Origin of the sequence: Runella aurantiaca, assembly GCF_003339505.1 — a bacterium.
Lineage (GTDB): Bacteria > Bacteroidota > Bacteroidia > Cytophagales > Spirosomataceae > Runella > Runella aurantiaca.
The window spans coordinates 139,942-155,018 of the sequence record NZ_QPIW01000005.1; the positions used below are offsets into that span (position 1 = coordinate 139,942).

17 protein-coding genes are annotated in these 15,077 nt (G+C 44.4%); 14 read left to right on the forward strand and 3 right to left on the reverse strand.

The annotated features are described in order from the left end of the window. Positions 1 to 62: 62 nt before the first annotated feature. Positions 63 to 812, reverse strand: coding sequence for a DUF4197 domain-containing protein (locus DVG78_RS08815; RefSeq protein ID WP_114460830.1), 750 nt, complete (start codon positions 810 to 812; stop codon positions 63 to 65). A 209-nt stretch (positions 813 to 1,021) separates the two neighbouring features. Here DVG78_RS08815 and DVG78_RS08820 point away from each other — a divergent pair, with 209 nt between their 5' ends. Then, positions 1,022 to 1,420 carry a lipocalin-like domain-containing protein gene (locus DVG78_RS08820; protein WP_114460731.1) on the forward strand — a complete coding sequence of 133 codons (399 nt, stop codon included), beginning with the start codon at positions 1,022 to 1,024 and terminating at the stop codon, positions 1,418 to 1,420. Between the two features lies 1 nt (position 1,421). On the opposite strand, the gene DVG78_RS08825 is transcribed toward DVG78_RS08820, so the two are convergent. Both DVG78_RS08825 and DVG78_RS08830 read right to left on the reverse strand, forming a co-directional pair. Continuing rightward, positions 1,422 to 2,906, reverse strand: a complete 1,485-nt coding sequence (locus DVG78_RS08825) for an aldehyde dehydrogenase (NADP(+)) (protein ID WP_114460732.1) — start codon at positions 2,904 to 2,906, stop codon at positions 1,422 to 1,424. A 10-nt stretch (positions 2,907 to 2,916) separates the two neighbouring features. Continuing rightward, positions 2,917 to 3,372, reverse strand: coding sequence for a nuclease A inhibitor family protein (locus DVG78_RS08830; RefSeq protein WP_114460733.1), 456 nt, complete (start codon positions 3,370 to 3,372; stop codon positions 2,917 to 2,919). Between the two features lie 49 nt (positions 3,373 to 3,421). Here DVG78_RS08830 and DVG78_RS08835 point away from each other — a divergent pair, with 49 nt between their 5' ends. The 13 genes from DVG78_RS08835 (at position 3,422) to hypF (ending at position 15,074) form a co-directional block, all read left to right on the forward strand. After that, positions 3,422 to 4,021 (forward strand): hypothetical protein, encoded by a 600-nt coding sequence (locus tag DVG78_RS08835; protein WP_114460734.1) that lies wholly within the window; start codon positions 3,422 to 3,424, stop codon positions 4,019 to 4,021. A 71-nt stretch (positions 4,022 to 4,092) separates the two neighbouring features. After that, positions 4,093 to 4,722, forward strand: coding sequence for a TetR/AcrR family transcriptional regulator (locus DVG78_RS08840; RefSeq protein WP_114460735.1), 630 nt, complete (start codon positions 4,093 to 4,095; stop codon positions 4,720 to 4,722). 121 nt (positions 4,723 to 4,843) lie between these two features. Continuing rightward, positions 4,844 to 5,203: a hypothetical protein gene (locus tag DVG78_RS08845; protein WP_114460736.1), complete on the forward strand. Its 360-nt coding sequence runs from the start codon at positions 4,844 to 4,846 to the stop codon at positions 5,201 to 5,203. A gap of 40 nt (positions 5,204 to 5,243) precedes the next feature. Then, positions 5,244 to 5,864: a TetR/AcrR family transcriptional regulator gene (locus tag DVG78_RS08850; RefSeq protein ID WP_114460737.1), complete on the forward strand. Its 621-nt coding sequence runs from the start codon at positions 5,244 to 5,246 to the stop codon at positions 5,862 to 5,864. A 212-nt stretch (positions 5,865 to 6,076) separates the two neighbouring features. Beyond that, complete coding sequence (locus tag DVG78_RS08855) at positions 6,077 to 7,060, forward strand: NADH-quinone oxidoreductase subunit B family protein (RefSeq protein WP_114460738.1); 984 nt, start codon at positions 6,077 to 6,079, stop codon at positions 7,058 to 7,060. Positions 7,061 to 7,097: 37 nt separating this feature from the next. Then, the gene (locus DVG78_RS08860) at positions 7,098 to 8,690 is read left to right on the forward strand and encodes a nickel-dependent hydrogenase large subunit (RefSeq protein WP_114460739.1); all 1,593 of its coding nucleotides are present in this window, start codon (positions 7,098 to 7,100) and stop codon (positions 8,688 to 8,690) included. 78 nt (positions 8,691 to 8,768) lie between these two features. Further along, on the forward strand, positions 8,769 to 9,263 hold the full coding sequence (locus DVG78_RS08865; RefSeq protein ID WP_114460740.1) for a hydrogenase maturation protease: 495 nt from the start codon (positions 8,769 to 8,771) through the stop codon (positions 9,261 to 9,263). 48 nt (positions 9,264 to 9,311) lie between these two features. Continuing rightward, the gene (locus DVG78_RS08870; protein WP_114460741.1) at positions 9,312 to 9,620 is read left to right on the forward strand and encodes a hypothetical protein; all 309 of its coding nucleotides are present in this window, start codon (positions 9,312 to 9,314) and stop codon (positions 9,618 to 9,620) included. Beyond that, complete coding sequence (locus tag DVG78_RS29890) at positions 9,621 to 9,941, forward strand: hypothetical protein (protein WP_147277030.1); 321 nt, start codon at positions 9,621 to 9,623, stop codon at positions 9,939 to 9,941. Further along, positions 9,916 to 11,433, forward strand: coding sequence for a tetratricopeptide repeat protein (locus DVG78_RS08875; RefSeq protein ID WP_114460831.1), 1,518 nt, complete (start codon positions 9,916 to 9,918; stop codon positions 11,431 to 11,433). Before DVG78_RS29890 ends, DVG78_RS08875 begins: the two co-directional genes overlap by 26 nt. Positions 11,434 to 11,574: 141 nt before the next feature. Then, on the forward strand, positions 11,575 to 11,928 hold the full coding sequence (locus DVG78_RS08880) for a hydrogenase maturation nickel metallochaperone HypA/HybF (protein WP_114460742.1): 354 nt from the start codon (positions 11,575 to 11,577) through the stop codon (positions 11,926 to 11,928). Continuing rightward, entirely contained in the window at positions 11,921 to 12,628 is a 708-nt protein-coding gene (gene hypB / locus DVG78_RS08885; RefSeq protein WP_114460743.1) for a hydrogenase nickel incorporation protein HypB, read from the forward strand. Before DVG78_RS08880 ends, hypB begins: the two co-directional genes overlap by 8 nt. A 13-nt stretch (positions 12,629 to 12,641) precedes the next feature. Further along, positions 12,642 to 15,074, forward strand: a complete 2,433-nt coding sequence (hypF, locus tag DVG78_RS08890; protein ID WP_114460744.1) for a carbamoyltransferase HypF — start codon at positions 12,642 to 12,644, stop codon at positions 15,072 to 15,074. Positions 15,075 to 15,077: the final 3 nt, after the last annotated feature.

Genomic DNA, 15,077 nt, shown 5'->3' on the forward strand with positions numbered 1-15,077 from the left:
CGGTTTTGAGAAACCGAGACCACTGATTTCTCAAACCGAGACCACATCAAAGCGGCTTAAAATTATTTTTGTCCAAAGACTTTTTGCAACAAATCATTCACCCGCGCCACGGGGTCTTTACGTATCTTACGCTCTTCCTGGGCCACTAACACAAACAATCCATCAATCGCTTTTTGAGTAGCGTATTGTTTCAAGTCTGGATTTACTTTTTGAACCAAAGGAAGCTTATTGTAGGTATTGATTAGGTCAGCGTAGTATTTGGTGGCCTTGTTGAGTTGTAACGTGCTGTCTACCACGGGAAAAAACTGCTTATACAATTCCTCATTCGTCGTACGACGCAGGTATTGAGTGGCAGCGGTAGAATCTCCCCGTAAAATACCCACGGCATCCTGAATGGTCATCGACGTAATGGCTTTCACGAATACAGGTTTGGATTTTTTGGCGGCATCTTCGGCGGCCCGGTTGAGCGACAACACAAAACGGTCTACTTCTTTGCCAAGGCCTAGCTGTCGCAATCGCGCTTCTACGCGCTGAATATCGGGCGGAAACACAATTTTAATGAGGCTATTTTTAAAGTACCCGTCTACGGCCGAGGCTTGCGCCGAGCCGTTGGAAATACCGACTTTCAAGGCTTCTTTTAACCCTTGTACAATTTCATCGTTGCTCAAATCGCCCACCGACGGCGAATTAATCACCTGACCTGCTTTTTCCAGTAATCCGCCCAGGCCTTTTTTCTTCGTTTCTTCCTGCGCTTGGGCGTTGACCGAAACAAACAGCGTAAATACAAATACGTAAATGAAAGATGTTTTCATGATGTGATAAACAATTGGTTGAATAAACATGCTTAAAGCTTCTTTTTTCGTAGCCTAGCATTAGACTAACTTCTTTAAAATAAGTAATGGTATGTAGTAATGACAAAAATTATTTCAATCCTGTTCCTATTTTTACAATCATTACAACCCTAAAAGGGGCAATTGCGTCTTATACAGAACGTTAAAAAAACGCTTTTAACCGAGTTACTATGAAAAAAAAATTTCTATTTCTCTTACTTGTGGGCTGCTTTTCCTGCAACAAAAATCCCGACAATGAACTCGTCGGAACGTGGAAATTAATTTCCTATTGCAAACCCACCGGCAGTACCAACTGCACCCAAATAACGATTCCGAACGACAAAGGTGTCTTTGTTACTTTCACCAACGATAAACAGTTCAACGAATATTTTCAAAACACCAAACCCATTGAGTATGCTTTTTTGGGGTGTGGCGGTGGTAGCTACGAAATCGAAGATAAAAACATCAGAATTAGGGCCTTATGCATGTCTTCCAGCAACGGACGATTGATTGAATTGGTCTCTCTTACTTCCAAAAGGCTCGTTTTAAATCCCTACGGAACGGGAGAATATATCTTTGAAAAACAATAAATTATTTCTCCCAATTGCCGTTGACCATGCGCCAAATCCCCAAGGGGTTTCCGTCTTTGAGTTCATCGGGCAATAATGGCATCGGGAAGTTTTGGAAGGCCAACGGCCGTACAAATCGCTTCATGGCGTGCGGGCCAACGGAGCCAAAACGTCCATCGGTACTCGCTGGAAAAGGCCCTCCGTGCTGCATGGCCGCCCCCACTTCCACCCCTGTAGGAACACCGTTTAGAATAAGTCGCCCGCAGATGAGACTGACGGAAAACAATAAATCAGCGGCCTGCGCTAAATCCTTTTCGGTACCGATAACTGTACACGTCAACTGCCCTTCCAAATGACCAATTACTTCCTGCATTTCAGCGGCGTCTTTGCATTTGATGACAAGCGAAAAAGGCCCAAACACCTCCTGATGAAGTGTAGGATTGGCCACAAACTGCGCCGCCGTCACGGACGCAATGCTTGGAATTCCTTCCTGTTCACCGTATTTCTGCGAAGTTTCGGCCTCCACAACAACCGTCTTCTGCCCCAACACGTCCGCTCTCTTTGTTCTGAATGCTTTGGCAATACCCGAATGCAGCATCGGTGCGGGCAGAATGGAACGAATCTCTGCCGCCAATACGCTGATAAATGTATCTAACCCCTGACTTTCTATTCCAATGAGAAGCCCCGGCTTGGTGCAAAATTGCCCCATCCCCCCCGTGATGGAGCTGGCGTACATTTTGGCGTACTTTTCGGCTTCTTTTTCAAGGACATCGGGCAATAAAAAGACGGGATTGGTACTCCCCATCTCAGCAAAAACGGGAATGGGCACGGGTCGTTGCGCGGCCAAGTCAAACAAGGCTTTACCACCCGCAAAAGAACCAGTAAAGCCCACCGCCGCCGTTTTGGGATGCAAAACCAACGCTTTCCCAATTTCAAAATTGGCACCATAAATGTGCTCAAAAAGCCCGTCAGGCATTCCTGTTTTGACAATGGCTTTTTTGACAGCTCCCGCCACCATTTCCGAGGTTTCGGGATGAGCGGGGTGGGCTTTTACCACCACCGGGCACCCAGCTCCCCATGCGGCGGCGGGATCAACACCCGCCGTAGAATAGGCAAACGGAAAGTTGCTTGCCCCAAATACCACCACGGGCCCAATAGGAACCAGCATATTCCGAATATCAGGCTTGGGCAATGGCAAACGCTCAGGAAGCGCCGTGTCAATCGTAGCTTCAACCCATGAACCTTCGGCCACCACGTCGGCAATGTTGCGAAGTTGGAAGCAGGTGCGCCCGCGTTCACCCGTCAGTCGCCCGGCTGGGAGGTGGGTTTCGCGCACGGCAAGTTCAATCAGCGTTTCGCCCAAGGCTTCAATTTCGTCGGCAACGGCGCGGATAAAGCTCGCTTTTTGTTTGGCCGTTGTGCGGCGATATATCAAAAACGCGGTGTACGCCCGCTGCATTGCCTCCTCAATTTCGGTCAAGGTAGCATCCTGAAATAGTTTAGTCATTTCAAAAAATTTAGGTTTCAACGAGCAAGGTTTTTAGTCCTCCCCATTCTTTTTCATTGAGTTGCCCCACCAAATACAAATCAATTTCGATTTGGCCAACGCGAAATGCTTTCAGATGATTCAGGTTTGTTTCCAGTAATTGCTTTACAGATTTAAAATTTTCCACCTGAGCACGCTCCTCGTCGCCGTACCATTCCTCTACCGCAAGGAGGGGTTCCCAAAAATTGTCTGTCGGAATCTCTTCGGCTTTCACGGAGGGAGGGTAGCCTAAAAAAAACTCCAAGTCACTGACAGTCAATTCATTTTTTACATTTGCGTTAAATTTAAACCATTCAATAGGCTCATCAGACTCACTGGGATAGAATAAATTTTTCACCAAATTGGTGACTTCAGAAGTGAATTCCGTCTTAATGCCGGATTCAATTGAAACGGGGTTGTGAAGATTATCCTGTTGATTGTTTTCCATTTTAAAATTATCTCTAAATTTGAGTCAAACTTAAAAACTTTTCAAGACAATGCTAGAGCAATTAATGGGTCTTATCCAAGATCAATCACAAGATGCCATTGTTAAAAACCCTGCAATCCCTAACGAACACAATACAGATGCCATGCAAGCGATATTGGGTGCGGTAACGGGCGGTTTACAAAGCCAAGCACAATCGGGCAACATCAGTGGTTTGATGGGCCTTCTCTCAGGCAACAGCGGCACAGGCAATAATTTAATGAACAATCCGATTGTTTCGGGAATTGCCCAAAATGCCATTGGAAGTCTAATGGAAAAATTTGGACTCTCAAACAACGCGGCGGCCAAGGTTATTGCTCAGGTTTTACCAGGGGTACTTACTTCAATGATTTCCAAAACCAGCAATCCCAACGACGACAGCATGGATTTTGGCGGCATTATGGGTTCACTGCTAGGCGGACAACAAACGCAGCAGGCGCAACAGCAGGGAGGATTTGATTTTAATCAAATCGGGTATGCTTTGGCCGATGGCAAATTGGACATGAATGATGTGATGCGCATCGGCGGCGGTTTATTGGGCGGCGGCGGCGCTGGCAACAACAACGCAGGCGGTGGATTGGGCGGCTTGTTGGGCGGCCTTTTTGGAAAATAATAACCCCATCAATATTCTTTTTTTGTAGCAGGAAGGCAATCTTTGTCTTCCTGCTTTATTTTATATCTATCATGGTCGATACCAAGACCCGCATTCTGGAGAAATCAATCGAACTTTTTAATAGATTTGGTTTTGTCAACATCAGACTTCAGCACATCGCCGATGAAGTCGAGCTAAGTGTAGGAAATATTGCATACCATTACAAAAACAAAGATGCCATTTTAGAAGCAATTTATGTACAACTAGAAAATGACCAAAAACTGCTTTTAGCCGAACTTAAGATTGTGCCTTTGTTTGTCAATATCAATGCCCACATCTTAAACACCTTTCAACTCCAGAAAAAATACGCCTTTTTTTATTCCGATACTTTTGAAGTATTACGCTCATTTCCAATTATCAAATACAATTATCGCCGATACACAGAGTGGTTTGTATCCCAAATTCAAACAATGCTTGAATTTAACGTCGCACGAGGTGCATTTATACCTGCATCGACACCAGACACCTATTCGAATTTAGCGGTTCATTACTGGATGACCATAGAATTATGGCTCTATCAAAATCGCATTCGTGGTTTGGAAACCCTAACTGAAACAACCTATGCCGCGGCCGCTTGGTCCTTGCTGATTCCTTACTTTACCGAAATCGGCCACTCCGAATATCGGCAAATGAATGATTTAAAAAACTATAATTGGCTATAAAAGACCAACATTGGGGCAATAAGTAAAGAGAAAATCATCCAATAAATATCCCAATCCTCCCATTTTGGTTATACAATACTTCGAAGGATTAAGTATATTTGAAAAATCTAACATCCCAACAATGGCACAACGTTTTCAGATGGATGAAAATATGTATCATCATCTTTTAGGGCGGCTGAATGAACTGCACCAAACCGATAAACGCGGCTTACTGAAGGACTTTGATTTTTTTCACAATGACCTATGGTTGGCTGATACGGCAGTAGTGGAAGAACTTACCCGCCACAAAGGAGAATGGCAGGTAAATTTGGTTTTTGCCTACACCGTCAATCCGATGCGTTTTATCCGTCGACAAATAACGTCATACTCTTGTCCTCGTAAAGCCACTTTATTTTCTTCACTGATGCGCCGTTTAGCGGCCAAAGACCAGAGAGGAACACAGGAAATTAGGATTAGTAGTATATTTGTGTGTAAAAACTAAAGGACCTTAATCAATTGGAGCACGAATCATTAGGCAAAAGATGCAAAATACGAAAGAGAAGATTTTATGGGCGTCGATTAAGCTTTTTAATGAACACGGCGTTGCAAATGTCCGCTTACAACAAATTGCGGACGAAATCGGTATAAGTGTCGGCAATCTTGCGTACCATTATCGCAATAAAGAAGCCATTGTTTCGTCTGTCTATGATATACTTTTTGAAGATTTTGGTCATATTTTGAGTCAGTACCTGCAAAGCCCCTCGTTCGCTGATTTTGACCGACAAATTCTTCTCTATTTCGAGTTCTTTAAAACCTACCAATTCTACATTACCGACTTGTTTTCGATGGAACATGCCCTGCCTGAAATAAAGGCAGAATGGCAATTGTTCATGAATAAAATGATTCTTCAGATCCGCACCCGAATTGACTTTCACATAAACCGCGGCGAATTGGTTTCGGAAACCGTGCAGGGTACTTACAACTTAATTTCCGAATCTATCTGGATGACGATTGTGTTCTGGATTCCCCAACAAACAATGCGCAACAAGCCGGTCACCGAGACCCGGTTTCGCTCGGCAGTTTGGAACCATCTTAAGCCTTACCTTACCCAAAAAGGACTCGATACCTTTGAGTTCTCCCTCCCCGTCCTTTCCCAAAATTAAGCCTTATTGCTGAGTAATGTCATTGGCAAAATTTGCGTCAATGACTAATTTGCTGCGCACCAGTTCCAACGGAGAAGTTTGTACTTGTTCTAAATTAGAAAATATTTTCTAATAATATTTAGAAAATATTTTCTAAAATGATATACATTATTATATTTGCTCTCCGTTAAATACTATTTTCCTAAATAAAAACCCTTTAGCTTCCTAATCCTATGGCAAACGTACTATGGCTGCAGGGAGGAGCATGCAGTGGCAACACCATGTCTTTTCTCAATGCCGAAGAACCCACGGTGGTAGATTTAGTCACCGATTTTGGAGTCAATATTCTCTGGCACCCCTCCATTGGCCTGGAAATCGGCCACCAAGTTGTGGACTTACTCAATGAAATCAAAGCGGGGAAAGTACAGTGTGACATTTTGGTGTATGAAGGCAGTATCATCGAAGGCCCCAATAAAACCGGTACGATGAACTACTTCTGCGACCGACCAATGAAAGATTGGGTCAAAGAGCTATCTGAGGTAGTCGGTTTTGTTGTAGCCATAGGCGACTGCGCAACCTGGGGAGGTATTCCAGCAGTGGCTCCCAACCCAAGTGAATCAACGGGGATGCAGTTCTTAAAAAAAGACAAAGGAGGCTTTTTAGGAGCCAATTATACATCTAAAGGCGGACTGCCTGTCATCAATATTCCTGGCTGTCCAGCTCATCCCGACTGGATTACGCAAATTTTGGTAGCTATCGCCACGGGTCGTATCGGCGATGTATTGTTGGACGAGTACCATCGCCCCAAAACCTTCTTTACGGATTTTGTTCAAACAGGCTGTACCAACGTAGTCAATTTTGCGAATAAAGTAGACGGTGGTTTTGGAAAACGGGGCAACGGATGCCTATTCTACGAAGTAGGTTGCCGCGGACCGATGACCCGGGCAAGCTGTAATCGCATTCTTTGGAACCGACAATCCAGCAAAACCCGCGCAAATCACCCCTGTTTGGGCTGCACTGAACCCGGCTTCCCTCACCACGATTTAGCCAAAGGAAGTGTGTTCAAAACACTGAAATACTTGGGTTTTTTACCGCAAGATGTGCCAGCAGGAAACTCAAAACTAGGTTACTATATGCGCGCAGGATTTGAGAAAACCATGCACGCTATGGAAGTAAGTCTTGGCGTAGAAAAATCGCACAACCAAGGTTCGAAATGAAACCATCTTCTCCCCTTCAATCAATTTAGATAAAACAATGGCAATCACTAAAGAACTCAATATATCTCCAGTGGGTCGCGTAGAAGGCGACTTAGATGTAAAAGTATACATGGAAGACGGCGTGGTGACCCGCGCCCATACCCAAGCGGCCATGTTTCGCGGTTTCGAACAAATCATGGCGGGCAAAGACCCCCAATCAGGTCTGATTGTTACACCGCGCATTTGTGGCATCTGTGGGGGTTCTCACCTTTACTGCGCCTCCTCGGCTCTGGATACGGCATGGGAAACCACACTCACCCCCAATGCTCTTTTACTGAGGGCATTAGGTCAGGCGACTGAAACAATCCAAAGTATTCCTCGTTGGTTTTACGCGATTTTCGCAACCGATATGGCCAACAAAAAATTCGCCAATAAGCCTTTGTATGCAGAAGTTGTGAAGCGTTGGGCGGCCTACGTCGGCACATCGTTTCAGAAAGGAATTACGGCCAGTGCTTTGCCTGTACAGGTATACGCCCTTTTCGGCGGGCAATGGCCCCACTCCAGCTACATGGTCCCCGGCGGTGTCATGTGCGCTCCAACCCTTAAAGACATCACCCGTGCGCACGCCATTATGAATCAATTTCGCAAAGATTGGCTCGAAAGCATCTTTTTGGGTTGTTCGATTGAGCGCTATATGCAAATCAAGTCGTGGGATGACATGTTGGCCTGGGTCGAAGAAAACGAATCACAGCGCAATTCAGACCTTGGGCTTTTTATCCGAGCGGGGATTGAATTCGGCCTTCATAAATTTGGTCAGGGAGTAGGCAAATTCATTGCCTTCGGCACCTACATTCACAAAGACCTGTGGAACAAACCCAAAATCGAAACCCGTAACAACGCGGTCATCAGTCCAGGTGGTTTTTGGGATGGTAAAAAATACTACGATTTGGATCACCTCCAAATTCAGGAGCACGTCAAACATGCTTGGTATGCCGATGTACCAGCAGCCCACCCTTGGAACGAACCCCTACCAACCCCAATGCCTTCCCAGAACTTGGAGCAAACCAATTTTAACGATAAATACAGCTGGTCAAAAGCACCACGTTACATGGATTTTGCGGCTGAAGCTGGCCCGCTCTCCCGTGTAATCATGAATGCAAACCCATCCAATAAAGAGCATCAGTTCCGTGATCCATTGTTTATGGATATTATGAAACAAATGGGGCCGAGCGTTTTTACCCGCACGTTGGCTCGCCTGCATGAAGCTCCTCGATTATACATGATGATTGATGAATGGCTCCGTCAGGTAGACTTGAATGGCGATTTTTATATCAAGCCTGTTGAAAAAGATGGTAAAGGTTGGGGAGCTACCGAAGCTGCCCGTGGTGCATTGGCCCACTGGATCGAAATCGAAGATGGCGTCATTAAAAACTACCAAGTGATGGCCCCGACCACCTGGAACGTAGGGCCTAATGACGACAAAGGCAATCCCGGCCCAATTGAAGCGGCACTCGAAGGAACCGAAATTGAAGACCCACACGATCCTGTCGAAGTAGGTTTGGTAGCACGCTCGTTTGACTCCTGTCTCGTTTGTACCGTTCACGCCCACGATGCTAAAAGCGGTAAAGAATTGGCGAAATTTAAGTTATAAAATAGAATACGGCAGAAACTGAAAAGATAAGAATACAAGTACTTTTTCTTTCTGTCGTATTTTTTCACTTTACATTCTATGAAAAAAACGGCCATTATGGGGTTTGGTAACCCGTGTCGCAGCGACGATGGCGTCGGGTGCTACGTGATTGAACAACTCAAAAGTTACATAGGCGAAAATGAATCCATCAGTCTGTTTGACATGGGCACGTCGGCTTTTGAAGTGCTGTTCAGTCTACAGGGCCACGAGCGCATCATCATCGTTGATGCCGTTATCAACACTGGCCAACCTGTAGGCTCTTTGTATAAACTGCCCGCCAGCGAAATAGACGCGCATATTCAGGATGACCCAATGGTGTTTTTGCACAGTATGAAATGGGACCAAGCGCTCTCATACGCTAAGAAAATCCTGCGAGAAACCTACCCCACTGATATTCAGGTATATTTGATTGCAGTAGATGACCTTCGATTCGAAGTAGAGCTCAGCAGCCCTGTAAAAACAGCGGGCGATCAGGTTATTGCGTACATAAAAAAAGACTTAGAAGAAGCGGAAATTTTATTAGCTAATAATTAAGGTGTTGCAAAAAAAACATTTCCCTGCTACTCTCGCGACTAATCTACGATGATACTTTTGCTAAAAAACGGACATATTATTATACCCGTCGACCTCATTCAGTCGGTGTTAGAGGGAGAATTGCAGGTCAATTTGGTGTATTATCCCGAACGAAATTCGTTGTTGATTGCGGGCAAATCCAAAAGCTATTTTGAGAAATTACACAAAACCCATTGGCAAACCCTGAAAGATAAAAATCTGGCGGGAGACAAATCACTTTTTGTTCGAGAAATTCTGATTGATAATGACCTTGATGACCACGACCGGGAGCTATCTTTTGACGTTAAAAATACTGGAATCATAGCCGTGCAACTATAAATGTATCTTCCCCATTTTAAATACACATATACCAACAACCAACGCGGTAACTTTAAGGACTTCAAGGTCTTGATTGACGACCGCTGGCTTCATCATGCCGAAGTCAAATATCGAATTGATGTACAACGGGGACGATGGTACGTCCAAATGGTTTATGTTTTTATGAACAATCCGCTACAACTGTTGTGTCGCCGTCTAGAGTCCTATGATACAAAGGCAAAGGCGGAATTATGCGCCAAAATTTTTCAGAGAGGTATTCAAAGAGATGCCCGTGGAACCCTCAAATCAAACCCAAATGCTTTCAATATTTGCCCCAACTAGTCATATTTCCTACATTCAAACTATTATTGACCAAGAATTCAGGTTGAATGAAATAGTTTTTGTGAAAGAATTACCTCAAATCGGGACTGATTTGGCGGAGCAGTTTATGGTTGTCAAAGACGAAGAAATATATCTTCCCATCGACTGGGCCAACGAAGCACCACCCTTTATATTACCTTATCCGCTTTTGCTTACACCCGCTCATTTACTAACTCTCATATATACCAAATTAGGGAATTACGAACAGGCATACAAACACGCAGAACTGAACCCTGTGTTATTGATTGACATTGACACCCTCAACTGCCTCCAACATGGTGTTCAAGTCAGCCTTTTGAGTGATTTACCTTCTGAGGGAATCACTGATTTTGAGACCTATCGGCATTGGCATAATGCGGCAATTACCGCACATTATGGGGATTTAACCCATTTTGTCCATTACGAAACCATCAAACAATATTACCACAAAGCCTTTGAATTGGCCCCCGACGACGAATGGCGGGCATTTACGGGTAAGCATCTTGCATCTTTATTGCTAGATGCCGAAGAGCTTTTTTTTGCGGAACAATTACTGGAGCAATGCATAAACTTTGCCATTTCTGACGACGCCAAATATGAGCTTATGAATGTGCAATACGCGGTTTGGCTGAAACAACTAGCCGTTCCGTACGACGAAAAGCTGCTTCAAAAAATCAAAACGGCACTTTGGGACGTATTAAACTACTACGAAAAACGCCAAAATCATGTGCAGTCGGCACTCCTGTTGATTGATGCTTCCCACATTGCCAACATTACCGACAGCTTCGCGGAGTCGTTGGGGTACATTAATCGAGCCATTGACTTACTGCGCCAAGAAGAAATTCCCGAACTGCTCGCCAATGCCAATTACCGAAAAGGAATGCTGCTCTACACATGGGCCCAAAATGGCAGTCCACAGTTTCTCAAACCAGCGATGGATGCGTATCAGGCGGCTCTTCGAATTTTTACAAGGGACAACGCACCTGATATTTTTGCAGAAATTCATCATCACCTAGGTGTCATTTATTCAGAAATACCCGATGAAGCCAAGAAAAAAGGGATTTGGGCGGCCGTTTCAGTGAGCTCATTCAAGGAAGCTCTAGGCTATTTTACCCGCGAAACCAACCCCTACGAATACGCTCGCATCTGCAATAGTTATGCCAACGTACTGACTAAATTTCCCGCCGCAGCCCAAAGTGACAACTACGCCAAAGCGCTTGAATTTTATAGAGAAGCCCTCGAAATACGCAACGCTGATGAATATCCCCACGAGCGTGCCCTCTCTATTCTGAATTTTCTGGAAGCTTGCTGGTACGTTCAACACAGTACTGAAGTGCAGGAACAGACGCTATTTAATGAAATGCAAATCAAAGCCGCAGAATTACTAACCTTAACTTCCGACGCATCCCTGCTTTCCGACGCACAACGACACTTATCCAAAATTCAAAAACTTAAAACCACAATACACCAATAGTCTACATATCAACACTTTACACTTATCACCCAAGCACTTTCCTATCAAAAAACGGCAATTAGAAAATATTTTCTAATTGCCGTTTTTTACCTTGTTCTTTCTTGGATAAGGCTTTATCTTTGAACACAGAACCCTAATATAATGCACGAGATTTCTTTGGTACGAAATATATTCAGAACCCTCGAAGATGAGTTTCCACAGGACATAAATCGAGTCAGGGGAATTTATTTAAAAGCGGGTCTATTGTCTAACGTTCAACCGATTTTGATGCAAAATGCCTTTGAAGCAGTGCTAGAAAATGAGCCAAAATACCAAAAAACCACCCTACATGTGGAAGTATTACCCATACTGATTCATTGTCATGCTTGCGATAAAACATCTGAAGTACATCAATACCGATTTGTGTGCGCCGATTGCGGCAAACCCAGCCGAAACGTAATACAGGGGGAAGAATTATTAATCAGCAAAGTAGAATTTGAAGAACAACATGCATAAACCTAAATCAAACCAAGCACCTGTAGGCTCCGTACAGTGCGAAAACACTACACTTAACCTCCTGAAAGTAAACGACTTTGTAGCCAAAGCCATTCGCGAGCGACTGCCCGACATTTTGGTCATCAACGTTTGCTCCTCACCTGGCAGCGGAAAAACGACCTTAATGCAGGAAACAGGAAAACGCCTTCACGATAAGCTCAATATGGCCGTTTTGGTTGGCGACCCCGAAACCGAGCGTGACGCCATTAGAATGCGCGATGTGGGCATCAATGCCTTACAAATCGTGACGGGTGGCATGTGCCACATCGAAGCCCAGATGATTTATCAAGCCCTCGACCACATTGATTTGACGGGGGTTGATTTACTTTTTATCGAAAACGTTGGGAATCTGGTGTGTCCTGCTGCGTTTGATTTGGGGGAAGATTTCCGCGTTACGGTGTTAGCATCGACCGAAGGGGATGATAAACCCAAAAAATACCCACGTATGTTTTTGACGAGCGAGTTGTTGGTCGTTTCCAAATCAGACTTGTTGCCTTACGTCCCGTTTTCGGTAGAAGCCGTCACGAAAGACGCCCGCGAAGTTAATCCCGACATTGAAGTCATGAGCCTTTCGAGCCTCAAAGGCGACGGCATGGACCAGTGGTGCGATTGGCTTATCGAAAAAGTAAAAACCAAAAAAGGGATTCTGGCTGAGAGTTAACCAGAAAGAAGGTATGGAAAACGGTTCATTTGCCCATTCACAAAATACATTCAGCCTAAGGTTTAGCGGCTTAGTGCAGGGCATTGGTTTCCGACCTTTTGTGTATCAAATAGCCATACAACAACAGCTTAAAGGACAGGTCAGCAATGATACCGACGGCGTTTGCGTTTTGTTAACTACCAACGAAGAGAACGCACTGAAGTTTCTGAAAAGGCTTATTGATTCGCCGCCAACTTTGGCAAAAATCACAAAATATTCCATAGAAAAGATTGCTTATCAATACTTTGAAAGTTTCAACATTGTCGAAAGCCCTACTGCTCATTCGGGAAGTAGGCTGATGCTTACACCCGACTTTTCCCTCTGCGCTAACTGTCGGCAGGAATTACATAACACCATCAATCGTCGGTATCGGTATCCGTTTATCACCTGTACGCAATGCGGCCCGCGGTACTCCATTCAGCGAATTTTACCTTACGACCGCCCCACAACCACCATGCAAGCATTTAAAATGTGCCCTGCGTGTGAGAGAGAATACAATCATCCTGCTGACCGTCGATTTTATTCCCAAACCAATTCCTGTCCTGAATGCGGAGTTCAATTACGGCTCTTCAAATCAGACGGCAAAGTGGTTCATACAATGGGTCAATTAAATGACAGTCAATGGATTCTAGCTAGGATTTCGTGGGAATTAAAACAGGGAAAAATCATAGCAGTCAAAGGAATCGGCGGTTATTTATTGCTTTGCGATGCCACCAATGAAGCCACCGTTTTGACACTCCGCAAACGCAAACACCGTCCAAGCAAGCCTTTGGCGGTGCTGTACCCAACGCTTGAGCGTTTACGAGAGGATGCGTACATTTCTACGCAGGAAGCCGAAGCGTTGCAAAGTGTAGTGGCCCCTATTGTGTTGGTACGGAGCAAGAAATCAGAGCGTTTTTCCACCTTTTGGAAATTTGGAGAAGCGGTAAATCCTAATTTGAATCATTTGGGCGTAATGCTCCCTTATTCGCCGTTGCTTGAATTGATTGCCAAAGATTTTGGGAAACCTTTGGTGGCAACAAGCGGAAATTTTAGCGGTAGTCCCATTATTTTTAAAGACGACCAAGCCCAGTCAGAACTTGGTCAGGTAGCTGATTTTATTTTGACTGACAACCACGAAATTGTTGTTCCACAAGATGATTCAGTGATTCGTTTTTCGGAAAAATACGGTCAAAAAATAGTCATTCGCCGTAGTCGGGGGCTAGCGCCAAACGGCCCTTTATCTCATAAAAACACTGAAATCACTCCTACCTCAAAAAACGAGACAACGCTGGCATTCGGGGCTTCACTCAAAAGCACTTTTGGTCTAAAAACCATCGATAACCTGTACCTCAGCCAATACCTCGGAGATTTGGAGGATTTTGAAACGCAAGAGAATTTCAAACATACACTCAATCATTTTTTGCAATTATTTCAGGCTAAACCTACGCAGCTTTTGACCGATGCACACAAAGGTTATTTCTCTACGCAACTGGCCCAAGAATTGGGGAAATCCGAATCAATTCCAGTCATAAAAACGCAACATCATGCGGCCCATTTTGCGGCGGTATTGGCCGAGAATGAACTATTAGAAACCACAGAAACCGTTTTGGGAGTCATTTGGGATGGAACGGGATATGGAACTGACGGGCAAATTTGGGGAGGCGAATACCTCCTATTCAATCCCCCTCTATATCAAACAGAAGGGCTTTCTTTCCTATCTAAAAGCATGGCTCGTGTAAACCATTTTGAATACTTTGACGCCTTTTTAGGGGATAAAATGCCCCGCGAGCCACGTTTGTCGGCTTTTTCCCTTCTAAAAGAATTTCCTGAGTATTGGGGATTAGTCAGCCAAAAATTCAACGAAAAAGAATGGGATTTGTACACCCGTTTATTGCAAAAAAACACCCTCAAAACAAGCTCTGTCGGACGTATTTTTGACGGTGTTGCCTCTCTCTTGGGCCTCCTTGATAAAAACCACTACGAAGGCGAAGCAGCGTTACGCTTAGAAGAATTGGCGGGTTATTATTTCAATAGCCATGGCTATTCTTTTGCAGAACATTATTTTCAAAACCGACCATTCCCAAAAACCATTCCTACCCACGAACTCATCAAAGGAGTCGTTCAGGATATTTTAAAAGATAAACCCAAGGATTGGATTGCTGCCAAGTTTCATTTTTCTCTCATAAAAGCAGTGGAAATAATGGCCAACGAACTGAACACAAAAAAAATAGCCTTTAGCGGCGGCGTTTTTCAGAATGCCGTTTTGGTCGACCTGATGATAGAAAATATGGGCAAAACGCACGAACTGTTTTTTCATCAAGAACTCCCTCCCAACGATGAATGTATCGCTTTCGGGCAATTAATGCTTGTCGAAAACAGAAAACGAGTTGAACACCGAGAGGTCGTTTTCGAAAATTATATATAATCC

Excerpts from the sequence above, each read along its gene's own strand:
- DVG78_RS08815 (WP_114460830.1), bottom strand. The coding sequence starts at position 812 with ATGAAAACATCTTTCATTTACGTATTTGTATTTACGCTGTTTGTTTCG.
- DVG78_RS08880 (WP_114460742.1), top strand. The coding sequence starts at position 11,575 with ATGCACGAGATTTCTTTGGTACGAAATATATTCAGAACCCTCGAAGAT.
- DVG78_RS08830 (WP_114460733.1), bottom strand. The coding sequence starts at position 3,372 with ATGGAAAACAATCAACAGGATAATCTTCACAACCCCGTTTCAATTGAA.
- hypB (WP_114460743.1), top strand. The coding sequence starts at position 11,921 with ATGCATAAACCTAAATCAAACCAAGCACCTGTAGGCTCCGTACAGTGC.
- hypF (WP_114460744.1), top strand. The coding sequence starts at position 12,642 with ATGGAAAACGGTTCATTTGCCCATTCACAAAATACATTCAGCCTAAGG.
- DVG78_RS08865 (WP_114460740.1), top strand. The coding sequence starts at position 8,769 with ATGAAAAAAACGGCCATTATGGGGTTTGGTAACCCGTGTCGCAGCGAC.
- DVG78_RS08840 (WP_114460735.1), top strand. The coding sequence starts at position 4,093 with ATGGTCGATACCAAGACCCGCATTCTGGAGAAATCAATCGAACTTTTT.
- DVG78_RS08850 (WP_114460737.1), top strand. The coding sequence starts at position 5,244 with ATGCAAAATACGAAAGAGAAGATTTTATGGGCGTCGATTAAGCTTTTT.
- DVG78_RS08860 (WP_114460739.1), top strand. The coding sequence starts at position 7,098 with ATGGCAATCACTAAAGAACTCAATATATCTCCAGTGGGTCGCGTAGAA.
- DVG78_RS08835 (WP_114460734.1), top strand. The coding sequence starts at position 3,422 with ATGCTAGAGCAATTAATGGGTCTTATCCAAGATCAATCACAAGATGCC.
- DVG78_RS08845 (WP_114460736.1), top strand. The coding sequence starts at position 4,844 with ATGGCACAACGTTTTCAGATGGATGAAAATATGTATCATCATCTTTTA.
- DVG78_RS29890 (WP_147277030.1), top strand. The coding sequence starts at position 9,621 with ATGTATCTTCCCCATTTTAAATACACATATACCAACAACCAACGCGGT.
- DVG78_RS08820 (WP_114460731.1), top strand. The coding sequence starts at position 1,022 with ATGAAAAAAAAATTTCTATTTCTCTTACTTGTGGGCTGCTTTTCCTGC.
- DVG78_RS08875 (WP_114460831.1), top strand. The coding sequence starts at position 9,916 with ATGCTTTCAATATTTGCCCCAACTAGTCATATTTCCTACATTCAAACT.
- DVG78_RS08825 (WP_114460732.1), bottom strand. The coding sequence starts at position 2,906 with ATGACTAAACTATTTCAGGATGCTACCTTGACCGAAATTGAGGAGGCA.
- DVG78_RS08870 (WP_114460741.1), top strand. The coding sequence starts at position 9,312 with ATGATACTTTTGCTAAAAAACGGACATATTATTATACCCGTCGACCTC.
- DVG78_RS08855 (WP_114460738.1), top strand. The coding sequence starts at position 6,077 with ATGGCAAACGTACTATGGCTGCAGGGAGGAGCATGCAGTGGCAACACC.